The organism is Paenibacillus harenae (assembly GCF_030812415.1).
Lineage (GTDB): Bacteria > Bacillota > Bacilli > Paenibacillales > Paenibacillaceae > Pristimantibacillus > Pristimantibacillus harenae_A.
This window is the reverse complement of sequence record NZ_JAUSST010000003.1, coordinates 211,319-224,486: the sequence shown is the minus strand read 5'-3', so window position 1 is coordinate 224,486 and position 13,168 is coordinate 211,319. Positions and strand designations below refer to the sequence as shown.

13 protein-coding genes are annotated in these 13,168 nt (G+C 54.0%); 2 read left to right on the top strand and 11 right to left on the bottom strand.

Features of this window, described 5'->3' with window-relative positions; genetic code table 11:
* Window positions 1-5: 5 nt before the first annotated feature.
* Window positions 6-1,769 (top strand): class I adenylate-forming enzyme family protein, encoded by a 1,764-nt coding sequence (locus tag J2T14_RS11235; RefSeq protein WP_307470793.1) that lies wholly within the window; start codon window positions 6-8, stop codon window positions 1,767-1,769.
* A complete protein-coding gene (locus J2T14_RS11230) occupies window positions 1,762-2,823 on the top strand; it encodes an acyltransferase family protein (protein WP_307470790.1) in 1,062 nt (353 codons plus the stop codon). The genes J2T14_RS11235 and J2T14_RS11230 overlap by 8 nt, the downstream gene beginning before the upstream one ends.
* 71 nt (window positions 2,824-2,894) lie before the next feature.
* On the opposite strand, the gene J2T14_RS11225 is transcribed toward J2T14_RS11230, so the two are convergent.
* The 11 genes from J2T14_RS11225 to J2T14_RS11175 are packed head-to-tail and all read right to left on the bottom strand — an operon-like array spanning window position 2,895 to window position 13,144.
* A complete protein-coding gene (locus tag J2T14_RS11225; RefSeq protein ID WP_307470787.1) occupies window positions 2,895-5,684 on the bottom strand; it encodes a hypothetical protein in 2,790 nt (929 codons plus the stop codon).
* A gap of 4 nt (window positions 5,685-5,688) precedes the next feature.
* Window positions 5,689-6,027, bottom strand: coding sequence for a hypothetical protein (locus J2T14_RS11220; RefSeq protein WP_307470784.1), 339 nt, complete (start codon window positions 6,025-6,027; stop codon window positions 5,689-5,691).
* 3 nt (window positions 6,028-6,030) lie between these two features.
* The gene (locus J2T14_RS11215) at window positions 6,031-6,210 is read right to left on the bottom strand and encodes a hypothetical protein (protein WP_307203059.1); all 180 of its coding nucleotides are present in this window, start codon (window positions 6,208-6,210) and stop codon (window positions 6,031-6,033) included.
* 12 nt (window positions 6,211-6,222) lie between these two features.
* Window positions 6,223-7,377, bottom strand: coding sequence for a hypothetical protein (locus tag J2T14_RS11210; protein ID WP_307470781.1), 1,155 nt, complete (start codon window positions 7,375-7,377; stop codon window positions 6,223-6,225).
* Window positions 7,378-7,388: 11 nt separating this feature from the next.
* On the bottom strand, window positions 7,389-9,452 hold the full coding sequence (locus J2T14_RS11205; protein ID WP_307470778.1) for a DUF4815 domain-containing protein: 2,064 nt from the start codon (window positions 9,450-9,452) through the stop codon (window positions 7,389-7,391).
* A 14-nt stretch (window positions 9,453-9,466) separates the two neighbouring features.
* Window positions 9,467-9,982 (bottom strand): hypothetical protein, encoded by a 516-nt coding sequence (locus J2T14_RS11200; RefSeq protein WP_307203065.1) that lies wholly within the window; start codon window positions 9,980-9,982, stop codon window positions 9,467-9,469.
* Window positions 9,983-9,994: 12 nt separating this feature from the next.
* Window positions 9,995-10,723, bottom strand: coding sequence for a hypothetical protein (locus J2T14_RS11195; RefSeq protein ID WP_307470776.1), 729 nt, complete (start codon window positions 10,721-10,723; stop codon window positions 9,995-9,997).
* On the bottom strand, window positions 10,720-11,730 hold the full coding sequence (locus J2T14_RS11190; protein WP_307470773.1) for a baseplate J/gp47 family protein: 1,011 nt from the start codon (window positions 11,728-11,730) through the stop codon (window positions 10,720-10,722). Before J2T14_RS11190 ends, J2T14_RS11195 begins: the two co-directional genes overlap by 4 nt.
* A 1-nt stretch (window position 11,731) precedes the next feature.
* Window positions 11,732-12,133: a DUF2634 domain-containing protein gene (locus J2T14_RS11185; RefSeq protein WP_307470772.1), complete on the bottom strand. Its 402-nt coding sequence runs from the start codon at window positions 12,131-12,133 to the stop codon at window positions 11,732-11,734.
* A gap of 24 nt (window positions 12,134-12,157) precedes the next feature.
* On the bottom strand, window positions 12,158-12,616 hold the full coding sequence (locus J2T14_RS11180; protein WP_307203073.1) for a DUF2577 family protein: 459 nt from the start codon (window positions 12,614-12,616) through the stop codon (window positions 12,158-12,160).
* Between the two features lie 18 nt (window positions 12,617-12,634).
* Window positions 12,635-13,144 carry a DUF2577 family protein gene (locus J2T14_RS11175; protein WP_307470770.1) on the bottom strand — a complete coding sequence of 170 codons (510 nt, stop codon included), beginning with the start codon at window positions 13,142-13,144 and terminating at the stop codon, window positions 12,635-12,637.
* Between the last annotated feature and the right edge of the window lie 24 nt (window positions 13,145-13,168).

Here is a 13,168-nt window from a genome sequence, read left to right as displayed (position 1 = left end):
CTTTAATGATCGTCCGTCATGCACTCAATCCGGATACTATCCCTTTTCTCCTGCAAAAACGCGCAGTTTCCTCCCCCGCTGACATTGCGTACAGCTTTCCTCAACTGAATCAGCATTATGCTTGGGGTTCGCTGTGGAATGAAACGCAAGCGTTGGCCAAAGGCCTCCTGCAACTCGGCATTAAGAAGGGAGATTCCGTCGCCCTCCTTATGACCGGTAGAGCCGAACTTATCATTTCCATGTTTGCCATTGCCAGTATCGGCGCTGTAATCGTGCCTCTGAACGCTTATTCGAAGAAAGATGAAATAAAGGTGTATTTGCAAAGCGCCAAACCTGCGGCAATGATAATCGGAACCGAAGGCCATCATATGAACTACCCGTCCATGCTCTTGGAGATCATAGCGGAATGCAGGAGCAATATCACAGATGCCCCATGGATTCCGGATTCTATATTCGTAGTAGACGGAGACGGAGAACTACCCTCGCCGCTGCGTCCTTTCTCTGAATTGACAACGATAGCTTCCGAGGCTTCCGAGGAGATGTTTCTTGCTCATTGCAAAGCGGTAACGGTTAGCGACCCTCTCATCCTTTTATACACCTCAGGGACGACGGCCTTCCCAAAAGGCGTTATTCGTACGACGGCTGCTTTTCTATCAACGAAACCGACAAACAAAAAAACAACGAGGACGGCTGGTTTGCTTGGCAAGGCAACCGATATAATCGCTCGACGTTTCTCATTGATAAGCTTATTGCCGCTCTATCATCTAGGCGGATTCGGGACGATATTTACGAACTTGAAAGTTTGCAACGTGCGGATTGTACTCCTCGGTTACTTCCATCCTCTTCATGTGATTAAAGCAGTCGAACAGGAAGCTTGCAAGATTATGGTCGGCACTCCATATATGGTTCAGCGAATTCTATCTGCCTCTAAAGAAGATCTCTCCGGTCTTTCTTCGCTTATCGGCATTTCGTTCACTTCGGCGGCAGTAAGCGGCTCGTTGCTTCGGAAAGTCAATGAAGAGCTTAAACTTTTATTTTTCATGGTCACGTACGGGTCTTCGGAGACCGGCTCGGTGGCTAATGGAACCTGTTTCAATAAAGGACGAAACAATATGCTGCTTTCGCTTTTATTTAAGCTGCTTATTCGTTCCCGTTTACTGAGCGGCGTGATTGACTTCGAGAAGTTCGAGTCCAATGATTACAGCCTCGCGGGCAAAGTAGATCGAGGTGTGGAAGTAAAGATTATGCATCCCGAAACAGGGGGAACGCTGCCAAATCAGGAGCATGGAGAGGTTGTAGTGCGAAGCTATCGTGTCATGAAATATATGGATAAGCACCATAATCTATCTTGCTTCACGAGTGACGGATGGTTCAAGACGGGGGATCTGGGTTACTTGGATGACAGCAACATACTGACGATTTCCGGAAGGCTGCGCCGACTCATTTCGCGCGGAGGCGAAAAAATCTCTCCTGTCGAAATCGAAAATCTGCTGCTTCAAAACCATGATATCGAGGAAGCCTTTGTACTGGGCATCCCGGACGACTTATACGGTGAACAAGTCTGTGCTTGCGTCGTTGCAAGGCCAGGCTCCATTGCGACCGCTGAGTCGCTCAAGGAGATTTTGGCTGTTCGCCTTTCGGCTTTTAAAGTCCCGCGATATGTCGTGTTTCTTCCTGAGCTGCCATTATCCCCGACAGGGAAAATTGCCGTTGGCATGATGAAAGAGCTGGCGATGAAGCAGCTGGAGGAGTCCAAGATTCATGCGTAAGTACTATTCCGGAATAACGTTATTCAAGCTCGCCGGCTGTCTTGTCGTTCTGCTGGCCCATACGATGCTAATCCGCTATATGAACGATTTCTCGAATCAGCAATTTAAATTTTTAACCCCCATGCTCGGTACGGTTGTCCCGTGCTTCTATGTGATTTCCGGATTTTTGGCATACAACGGATGGAAACACGCGGCAAATGCCAGACAATATGTTCTAAAGTACATAGCAAGGCTCTCCTTGCTTTACGGCTTGTTCTGTATTTTATTTACCGTAGAGCATATCATCCCAGAGCTGATCCGAAGCGGTCCGACTCTAAGCAATATCGCCCTCCAAGCTAGAATCCTGATCATTGCGGTCGTACTCAACGGTCCTCTCGTTCAGTTATGGTTTATACCGCCGCTCCTGTTCAGCATGGCTGCCTGTTACTGGCTCGTCTATGAGAGGCGTGCCCTGCGCCTTGCGGTCATCCTTGCAATTGCCGGTTTTTTGTTGACTTTATTCGTATGCGGCAGCTTTATTCCTATGACAAATGCCATCTTCGACGGATTTACTTCCAACGACAGCTCTATCTTCAGCTATGCAAAGCTGTTTATTTATCGGTATTTGGGATTTGGTTTGACCTTTGTCTTAGCCGGCATATTAATTGCGAAGTATGAAGAGAAGTTCTGCCAATGGAGAGCATGGCGCTTCCTTATCGGTACTGTGGTATTAACCGCAGCGGAGCTTCTGATTCTGCTTAATTACGCCGAGTGGAGCAACGATTACAAGCTTGCGCTCAGCATATTGCCGGGCACGCTGCTTCTCTTCTATGGGATCATACATATCAAGTGGAAAGCCGTGCAAACCTATCATACCTTTATCAACTTGTTCAGCATCGTGACGTTCGTCGGACATATTCCGTTTATGCGAATCAATCTTCTGTTGTTAGACTGGGACATCGCAAGCATGAACGTGTCTCAGGACATCGTCTACCTGACGCTATCCCTTCTGGAATGCTTAACCCTTACGATGATCTTGTACAAGAGGAAACGACGAGTGACTTTGCAAGCTTAAGTCTCATTGGATATAGTTCAAGGGCAGTCGGCTGACATAGCAGACTGCCCTTGTTCTCTTATAGGCTCTTATTATTCTATCAAAAGCTCATGCTCCGAAATGGCGAGGCCTACCTTGTTACCGGCAGCATCCATAGATAATCTGCCGTCGCGGTTGTTGTAATAGACCGATCCGGCCTTCAACGGCTCATCGTATTCTGCGATGCCGCGCATCGCGACTTCGACGAGTGCGCCGGCTTCGCCGCCCGAGACCGCGATTCCATGCGCCTTCAAATTCGGCTTGCCGAAGGAAAGTTTATCGCCGTCGCTGTACGCGAGCATGTAGATTTGATTGCCGGCAGGATCTGTGCCTATGCAGAAAGCGCGCTGTCCGCCGAGCGGCACAAAGACAGGCTGCGTATCTTCGGAGCCCGGGAACGGATAGAACCGATCGTCATGAGGGAAGTCTTCCGTACTAAGCAAAGCAAGGCGAAGCAACTGATGCGGCTCGTTTTTGCTGGCCATTCTCCCGCTTGCCCATCTTGACTTATAGACGAAAGCTGCCTTGCCGTCCATCCGGCTTATATCTGTCAAAATCCCCATAGCCGATTGCTTGCGGGCCATCGTGTCGTCCGTTTGATAGAGTGCGAGGCCTGAGCTTCCATACGGCGTCAGCTCAAGCAGTGCTTCGTTGCCTGTGCTATGGGTCGTTAATTGGATCAGGCCGCCTTGGCCGTCGCCCACCACGCCTCCAGTCACGCGATTCGACAGCTCGATATAGTACACTTGCGATACGAGGAGGGCACCGTTGTCGTCAACCTCTGCGATCATCGTTCTGATGTCCGAACGAATGGCGACTTTGTTTGGACCTAAGCGAACCACCGAAGCATGCAGCCTTTCATAATCGATCGTCTCGGATTGCTGCATCGCCGTGAAGGTGATGCTCTCTCCGGTCGCCTCGCACTTCACGACCCGTGCCATAACCGCCAGCCGGTCCGTTACCCCGGCATGAAGCAAATAGCCGTTATCCAGCTTTACGATCGTGCTGTTGATATAATGCTCCGGCAGGTTGAAGCTTGTCGTTGTCTTGCCGGAGAGCCCTGCTGCCGATACGGTAGCTATCATGACTTTAACCTCGTCTGAGCCATCGCCCCGATTCATTTGCTTGGAATCGTAAGCAGGAATCAACCGCTGCTTGTATTGGAGCGCGATCTTGCCCGGAACAACCTCCGCCATGCTGATGTTATCGACATGGCTGTACGAGAACGTATGAGAGAGCACCGGACGATAGTCTCCGCTTTCGATGTCCATGCGGAAGACGGAAAGCTTGCCATGCCAAGTGTCCCGCTCCCGATAAGCGACGGCCACGCTGCCGTCCGATAGAACGATAGAGGCCAAGGTCCGGCCGTTCACATCATGATCACCTGTCGAAACGCCGAATTCGCCAACGCCGGAACTGATGAAACGCACTGGCGACCAGGCATAGCGGAACAGCTTCAGCCTGCCGCGGCCCGCGGCAACGAAGCGCCCGCTCTCGCCGAGCGCGCTGAGGCCGAAGCTATCCGCCGCAGCTCCTTGATCCCACACATTAATGAGCTGTTCTCGGAGATTCAGATCCTCGATCACATTCTGGATCGGCGTTATCTTGACCATGATCGCTTGCGTATAGGCGTAGTCCCGCTCCGGTTCATGATTGAAAGTAAGCGCGAACAGCGATTGGCCCAGCGGAACGAACCGAAGTCTGTTATAGCTGCCTTTGACCGTATTCAGTATCGCTTTGTTGGATAACACTGTCGTCTTGCCGCCAACTGTATCGAAGAGGGACAACACGAGCGCTCCCGTCTGATAATAGTTGACGACGCTCATAAAGCGATCTTCGGATACTTTCACCGCATCGTAGAAAGCTTCGGTTATACCGCCCACAGTAGGTGTGCCAGTAATCGGTATATTTCCGTCTTTAATAACGACCGTATAGAAGCCAAGCATCGAATCCAGCTTGCTTACGAGTACAAGCTTAGATGGTGAGAGAATCAGATGCTTCAGATTAACTTGATTGGCACCGACCGTGCTAGCAATGGACTTTTCGCCAATAACGAGCGCTCCTTCTCCGTTCAAGAGCACCATTCTCGTAACCAAAGAGCCTTGCGAACTGGTGGATCTTAGCCAGTAGCTGGCCGCGAACACATTCGCCGAGAGCTTACTGAAAGAAAAAGCATAGTTCAGATTCGCATCGCTTTCCAACACCATCGCATCGCCTTGAAACGTGATAGAGTCGCCCGCGCCAAGCGTGCAGACTTGAGCCTTCAGCTGCTGAGGCACCGCCTTCGTGCAATGCCAGACAAGCAGGAACGAGCTGACGGACAAACTCTCGATAACCGGTTCTCCGCTCGCGTACAGCTCCGAACCGAATCGCTCGCCAAGCTGTAGACCTTCCGTCCCGCTCCACCGAACAAGCATTAATGCCCATTTGCTCGTGTTATGCTCCAAGTAGCAGATGACGCCCGTCTCCTCGGTGAGCGCCTTAAATAGAAAGTAGTTAATGCCCTCGACGCCATAAATCGGTATCGACTTCCGCGCCTTCACGACGATGCCGTCAGCCCCAGCATCGACGCGGTATATATTGATTTGTTTATTCGTTGTTCCGATATAGATAAAGCCGTCTCCGCCGATCGGATGGACAGCCCTGCAATCCTCGTCTTGCTGCATGTACAGCACGTCCGGACTGAACCGCGGAAGCTTGCTTACCGGCTGCTCGGCATTCCGATAAAGCTCGTTATTGAAGACGGTGACGACGTCGCCTCTCTCGATCTTCTCGCCCGGCGCGGCCGGGAAACTGCGTTTGATCGAAGCCGCACCGCCACCGCTGCCTGTCATCCCTTTCAAGGAGCTATACACCCGGGATCACCTCGACTCCGGAAATGTCGAGCGACAGCGCGCCGGCCGTCGCTTGAACGGCAGCGAGCTTCGTGCCCTTCGGCAGCACCGTCTCGAAAGAGAACTTGATCGTATCCTCGCCGGCGATGCTCGTGCCGATCCGCTGGGTCTCGGCGTTCGCCGATTTGCCGGGGCGAATGATATACAGCTTCAGCTTTGCGCTCAAGCCTGTCGTATTATGGATAACGACGCTTTTTAGAATCGTCTTTTGCTTCAAGGTAACAAGGTCGGTCAATGCCACGCCTGGTTGCCCCGCATACAGGTCGACCGCGGAATAAAGCTCATACGCCATCGTCTACACCCCCATCCAATGCAGGCATAACGAGTTGCTTATTTGCTCATTCATTATCCGCTCCAGCCGCTCTTGCCTCGCTTCCGCCTCATCCAGCGCCGTATTCACTTTTTGCGCGCCGGCATAGAGACTGTCCGGCGCCGCCGGATCCAAATTAATGCGGTTCGCATTGCCCATCTCCACTCACCCGCTCCTCTAAGTTAACGTTACCATCAGCCGTCTCGCTCGCGGCGTCTCCGCCCGGTTGTCCTCCGTGTTCGCCTGCTTGATCCGGATACGGACCTTCTGCGAGGAGGCGACGGCCGCTTCGAACTTAAACTGCGTATATTGACCGAGCTGCTGCATTGATCTGCCGCTTCCGAAAGCTACCCAGGCATTGCCTCCGTCGATGCTGTACTCGACAGCCTGAGAAGTACCCGAAGGGGTATGCAAATCGACATATACCGTAATCTTCGTAAACGATTCGTTCGTGAACCATTCCTTCGTCACATAGACACCGTTCGGCTTATAAGCCAAAGCGCCCGCTCCGATCGCTTCGGTCTGGATGACCGGCGAGCTCTTGCCGGAGCCAGTCATTAACGCGCGCACATGGACGTCATCCGTCGGTGCTCCCAGTCCGGTCACGCCCGCGTCGTTCAGCGCATACCATTTACTGCCGTCCGGCGACCATTGCCATTGCAGATTGCTGCCCTGCGGAACGACTTGGCTGGTCGATAGCAGCAGTTGGGATACGGCTGCTTGCAGCGACAAGCCATCGAAGTTCAGTCTGCCGGAAGGCTTCTTGAACTCGGCCGCATACAGACGGAATTTCATATCCATGTCCTGATGGGCCGTCCACGCCGTTGCGTTCGAGCTGGAGAAAAGCAAGCCGACCGTGTAAGGCTGCCGGGATACGACATTCCCGCTGATCAAGTCTTTGCCGCTCATCTTCGCGACATAGACGCGGTATTGGCTCGATCCTGTAAGCACGACGATTGCGTATTCCACATTCGCTTGCAACAGGACAGGGTCGCCGAAGATAAATTTTGTGGGCGTATCGCCCTTCGGCGAAACTTTGATCGCGCTCGCCTCAAGTACTTTGGAAGCAAGCACCGTCGTCCCCGGATAGCCGTTCACGACATTCCGAAGCTGGACGGTAACGGGCTTCGCGGTATAACCCGAGGAGTTAGCGTCCTTGGTCTCGAAGTACAGCTCCACGCTCGTAACGAATCGTTCCTCTAACAGAAGAAACGTCTGCGCGAGCGGGTCGATCTGATTCCACCATGGCACCTGCCAGAACGTCTGCTCGATAATTTGTTTGCGGCCAACGCCAACGTAGGACGTTCTTGATTCATTTTGGATCTGGGCCACTGCTACCCCTCCTACACGTAATTGAAGATACGGACTTCCCTGGTGCCCGTGCGGATATTGGCCGGGATCGTGAACGTTGCGATAAACTTGCCCGCGCCGTTCGCTTTCATCGTGCCGGCCTTCGCTCCCGCTTCATAGCCTGTCGACGGAACGAGCGCAACGTCTACGCCGTCGAACGTCGCTTGCAGGTTGTTGCAGTTCGGCTCGAATCCTTCGCCGTATACCGTAACGACGCGCCGGCGGATGAACGGAATGTTTTCGTCCAGGATCACGCGCGTCTCCGTCCGGTTGCCGGTCCACCAGGCATCCCACCAGCCCCATACCGTCTGGGACACGTAGGATGTCTCAACCCAGGAGTCCTGGGACGGCGTCAGCCGGATCGTTGCCTGCGAACCGAACACTTGATACGGATTTACGTTTAACGACTCCGTTCCGTAGCTTTGATCAATAATGACCTGCTCGGTGTAATCGAGCGTTAACAGCCGCTCGTGCCGACGCACCGATTCGCCGCTTCCGAACTCCAACTGAACGAACTGCTGATTGACCGGAAGCTGGAGCGTCTGATTGGCGGGATCGATCATTGCATCGAAGCCTCTCTCCAGATCGGAACGCTCGAAGTTCGTAAAGTTGTCGGTGAAGAAACCTTTCTTGAACGTGGTCGGGTCGGCGATTTGCGCGGAGCGGTCCAGATCGAGCATCGCTTGGTTATATTCGGCGCGCTCCAGACGATCGAGCAGCGAGCGAAGCTCCAGCATCGTCAGCCTCTTCGGCTTGTTGTTGACCACCTTCACCTCGGAGCTCGCCGGAGGCAAATGCAGCTCGCCCAGCTCCAATATATCCGGAGGAACAGGCGGCGTCGGCGGATGCAGGTCGGATTGGCCGGTCACGATCTGGATCTGACCTTCGGCCGTTAAGTAGAACACGTCTTTTCGGGATAAATAGTAATCGTATGTGACATTAAATGTGGAGGCGTTATTCGGCAGATCCCGTCCAAGCCATGTCACTTCGCTCTTGCCTTCCTCCAGCTTGTAATCCTCGCCCTGCACCATCTTCTTTACATAGTCCAGCGTGACGCGGTACGTCTCTCCGATGTTCGGCCTCTTCGTGCCGATCGACCAGTCGATGCTATTGCCCGACAGCTGATAATCGGTGCCCTTCACATACGTCTTCGTTCCTTGCGTGACGCTGACGATATCGGCGACTGCATCGGTCAGCAAATAATCCTGCAAAGTTGTGCTGTCCCTCGTTATGCTCACATCCGCCTTCCGTACCTTGGCGGTAATCTCCTGAATCGCCTTGACCGGCCTGCTGTTCAATGAGTAATGCAGCGTGCCAGCCGTAAACGTCTTGATCTCGTCGGACACTTTGCGCGTATCGAGCGCCTTCTTCAGCTTGAAGCGAGTCGGGACAAGCCGGTTGATCTCATAGCCGAGCACGTAAGCCTTGCCCGCCTCGATGACGAGCGTGACATAATCGCCTTCGGCCGGCTCGATGAAGCCGTCCATGCCGGAGACGAGAAAGCTGCCGCTCGTATCATGCGTCCTTCTGGCCAGCACGGGCGTGAAGCCCTCCAGCTCAGGCGGTACCTTCGCCGTGACGACTTCTCCGTCAACCAGCCGGTACATCGGAATCGCCGCCGCGTCGTTCAGTACCCAATCCGGCGTCGCGACGAGACGGTCCATTCCCGGCGAGCCGAAGTTGGCATAACCTACGGCAGGATCAAGCAATTCCTTTCCCATCGCGTCTTCGTATGTAACGGTTGTATAGCTAATCTTGAGACCGATGACTTCTTCGCCTGCACCCGCTATCGACAGCCGCTTCTCGCCGATATCATGGATGACGCCGTCGAAATAGACGGTTGAGGGAAACAGGATGACGGTCTTATCCGGCTGCACGTAGATTTGGCCGCCTTCGATAATATGGCCGGATCCGAAAATAACGTCCCCCATCCGCTTGTCGCGGTGAAGCGACAGCGACTGGATCTCGTTCAATTCGGCCGACTGCAGCCGCCTGCCGCTCTGCGCCTGCAGCGAAACCCAGCGTTTGCCCGGGTCGAAACGATTGTACACACTCATCCCCTGCGCTCCTCCTAAAACTCCACTATAAATTCGAGAAACTCCCGCTGGTCTTCCGTCCGATGGATCGGCGAGCGGTTATTGACGACCAAGGCATAGCCGTGATTGCCTACTTCCTCCGCCTTCACCGCCAGCTTGCCCGGCAGCGTCTCCGCCGCCAATTCCAGGTCCGTGACGATCGCGCTCTGCCGATAACTGACGGCAGGCAGCTCCGTCCCCGTGATCCAGGCGGCGACATATACCCAGCGTACGAAGCTTTGCATCGCTTCCACTTCCGAAATGATTTTCCACCTTTGCTCGAACTGAACGATATCGCCTTCGGCGTCGGGAACGACGAATCTGACCTTCTCGGCCTTCTTATACCCGATCGGCTCGCTCAACTGCGAGGAGCCGGACACCTCGGGAACGCTGTCCGACTCATTCCATGGCGTCGGCTTGCCGATCCCGATCCACACGTTGTCCGTACGGACCAGATGAAGCGCCTGAAACGCCCGCATCCCGGCTACCGATGCCGTATAACTGACTCCCATGCGTTACTCCTCCTAAGCGTTTCCTTGAACTACCGTGACCGCCGATTGCTGAATGCGAAGCTCTTCTTCCGTAAAATGCAGCGGATCCGTGAAAAATACGCCCGGCGACCACCAAGCGCCTCTTGCCGCATTTGCCTTGTTGACCGTATAAAGAGACGTGGCGGCGCTTGTGCTCACCTTCGTGCCGCTCACTTCCCCGTAGTCCAGCTTCGTCTCGCGGTCGGGGCCTGGATATAAACTTCTCAGCGTCCCCACCCGCGGGTTATCCAGCTTGATATATTGCTTCAGCGTAACGGCAAGCCAATATTTAAAGCCGGCGAAGCCGCTAATATGAATAAGCTTGCGGACAACGTCCACTTGATCGGGATTGACGTAAATCGCCGATATGAGCGGACCGAAGAACTCCCCGTCGGGAAACATCGCGTCGTCGCCCGACAGCGTGTAGCCGTCGTCCGGACTGAGCCGATACGTCTCCAGCGCAGACAAGCCCAGCGCGTTAATCGTCTCCATATTGAGCGTGCCGGACGACCGCAGCTTCGCCAGCAACGCTTCCCGGTTCGCTTCCTGCAGTTCCTGCCGCCACAGATAAAGCCACTCATCCGGGGATTCCGACAGAAACAACGAATGCAACAGTCGCCCTTCCACATCGGGGATGTCCGGCGCCGCTGCATCCATGATCGCGTTCATCTGTCTGCTTTCTTGGTAATACTCGGGCAAATATCGGATTAGCGGCGCCGTCATACGATGATAACCTCCGCCTGCAGGCTGCGATCGATCGGGAGCTCCAGATTTTCTTTCGGCAGAAGAATGACCGCGTCCGCCGCTCCAGCCGTAATTAAAGCCGCTACGATCTTGGACAAATAAATCGTGCCCCCGATGTCGACGGTTCGCAAATAACCGTAAACCGCGTTTTTGGCAGCCGACTCGCTCAGTCCGACGACCTTCGCTTTCACCGTCATCGACTCCGGAACGACGGGATTCACTTCAACGTCGACGCCTAACGGCTTCTTCTGCTCGATCAGAAGGCGTACTTCCTTGCAGACGCGTTCGATGTCGGCATCCGCGCCGACGACGACGTCGACCGTGCCGAGCCCGCGCTTGCAGTTGATCGCCTCGGCATACGTAACGCCGGTGACCGAAAGCGCCCAGCGCTTATAATCGGACTCGGTGCCGCCATGCTCCGGGTTGCGCTTCTGGTACAGAATGCGACCTCTCAGCGCCTCGTCCGACTCTTGATTGAGTCCGCCTTCGGCGGGGCGGCTGTTGTTGACCGTCCATATATCTTTCACCGGATCGAACAGGAGGCGAATCGTGTCCGCGTTGACGTTGCCGATCACGCCAGGCTGCTTGCATCTGGCCATGATCGTCGTCCGACCTTGGCTACCGATAATCGCTTCTCCGACCGTAACGAACGATATGTCGGAATTCTCGATGCCGACACTCGTTCCGTCCGGGATAACAGCGTTCACGACTCCGGTAAAGGTGAGCTCCACCTTGGCGGCTGCCGCCGGCGTCCGCTCCAGACCGTAGTCCTTCGCGATCAGGTCGAGGAAACGCCCTTCCGCCGTAACGGCGAAAGCCTGCTCCAGAATACTGCGGAACTTGCTTTCCTCGATCCATAGCTGCATTGCGATCGGCGCAAGCGCATCGTAAATGATCGAGCCTTCGCTTTTATCAATTCCGTTGTCGACGCGATCAAGCAGCTGCTGCAGCTTCGACTCGAAGCTAAGCGTATTCGTACCGTCCAAGCTACAACACTCCTTCGTACCGGATCATGCCGAGCGTCGAATCAACCAGGAAGGACACCTTCACCTCGTCATTCTCCCATTCGATCTCGAACTCGTAGACGCGATTGATTCTTTCATCGTAGATCAGCGCCTCCGTGATCATCCGAATCATCTCTACCTGAATGAAGCCTTGCGAATAGGCTTTGCCGAGCATCAACTGCACTTCGCAGCCGTAATCGTTCGAGTAAATCGGATAGGCGTATCGAATCGTCTGAATCGCTTTATGGATAAATTGCTTAACGGCTTCCAAGCCGTCGATCTGCCTGCCGATTTCGCCCGTCTCCAAATCGAGGCTGTACGTGCGCAATACCGGTTTCTTCTGCACGATAACATCTGGAAACCCAATGTCGGGGGTCAGCCCCATATGATCTCCGCCTTCCTTCGACGGTTAATAGGTAACGATCCGATCGAAAATAAAAAACTTTTGGCCGCCTTCGAACGTGATGACCATTACTTTGTCGCCTTTTCTCAGCACATCGTCTTTCTTGTCATCGTTGATGAAATGAAGTTCGCCTTCTTTGAGGGTGAAATCCTTGCCAGTCAAGGCGACTTCCACAGAATACGGATGGGTATGCGCATAAGTGGTGGACGGTTTCGTATCTCCGCTAAACGTCTGCTTCCCGATCGTCGTATTCTCCTTGTTCGTCAAATTCACCTTCCGTTTGAAGCGGCACAGCTTCTCGGCGACGACGATCAGCTCCTTCGGAATGATGAGCTTATCACTGCCCTTCAGCTTAATCTTCAGATCAGGAGCGTCGGACACGACCTCCGCCTCCATCAGCTCCGGCAGCTTCATCGCCTGCACGCTCTTGATGCTGTGCTGCTTGATCAAATCGCCCAGCGACATGTTGCTCACCACCCCTCGTTAATAGTGGACGACCCGATCGATGACAAAAAACTTCTGACCGCCCTCGAACGAGGCAACCATCACCTTATCGCCCTTCTTCAGCAGATCGTCCTCTTTGTCGTCGTTGATGTAATGAAGCTCGCCCTCCGTCATCGCAAAGCTTTGATCCAACAATGCGACCTCCACCTTCGATTCATGGCTGTGCATCTCATCAACGGCCGGAGGCGGAATGGCATGAAGCATCTCGGTTAGCGTCATATCGAACGACTCCTTCCCTACCGCCATGGATGACTCCTTCTCCTCCGCTGTTTTGCTGGCGCGGTTCAAATGGACCTTCCGCTTCGTCTCGCACAAATGCTCGGCGACGACGATCAGCTCCTTCGGAATGATAAGCTTGTCGTTGCCCTTCAGCTTCAGCTGCAGCTCCTTGGGAGAAGCCGACACGACCTCCGCCTCCATCAGCTCCAGCATTCTAAGCGACCGGACGCCATTCATGCTATGCAGCTTAATCAAGTCTCCCAGCGACAAAGGCCGCACCTGCTTTCTTCCGCC

Excerpts from the sequence above, each read along its gene's own strand:
- J2T14_RS11220 (WP_307470784.1), bottom strand. The coding sequence starts at position 6,027 with ATGGCGTATGAGCTTTATTCCGCGGTCGACCTGTATGCGGGGCAACCA.
- J2T14_RS11200 (WP_307203065.1), bottom strand. The coding sequence starts at position 9,982 with ATGGGAGTCAGTTATACGGCATCGGTAGCCGGGATGCGGGCGTTTCAG.
- J2T14_RS11235 (WP_307470793.1), top strand. The coding sequence starts at position 6 with ATGATCGTCCGTCATGCACTCAATCCGGATACTATCCCTTTTCTCCTG.
- J2T14_RS11185 (WP_307470772.1), bottom strand. The coding sequence starts at position 12,133 with ATGGGGCTGACCCCCGACATTGGGTTTCCAGATGTTATCGTGCAGAAG.
- J2T14_RS11195 (WP_307470776.1), bottom strand. The coding sequence starts at position 10,723 with ATGACGGCGCCGCTAATCCGATATTTGCCCGAGTATTACCAAGAAAGC.
- J2T14_RS11180 (WP_307203073.1), bottom strand. The coding sequence starts at position 12,616 with ATGTCGCTGGGCGATTTGATCAAGCAGCACAGCATCAAGAGCGTGCAG.
- J2T14_RS11205 (WP_307470778.1), bottom strand. The coding sequence starts at position 9,452 with ATGAGTGTGTACAATCGTTTCGACCCGGGCAAACGCTGGGTTTCGCTG.
- J2T14_RS11230 (WP_307470790.1), top strand. The coding sequence starts at position 1,762 with ATGCGTAAGTACTATTCCGGAATAACGTTATTCAAGCTCGCCGGCTGT.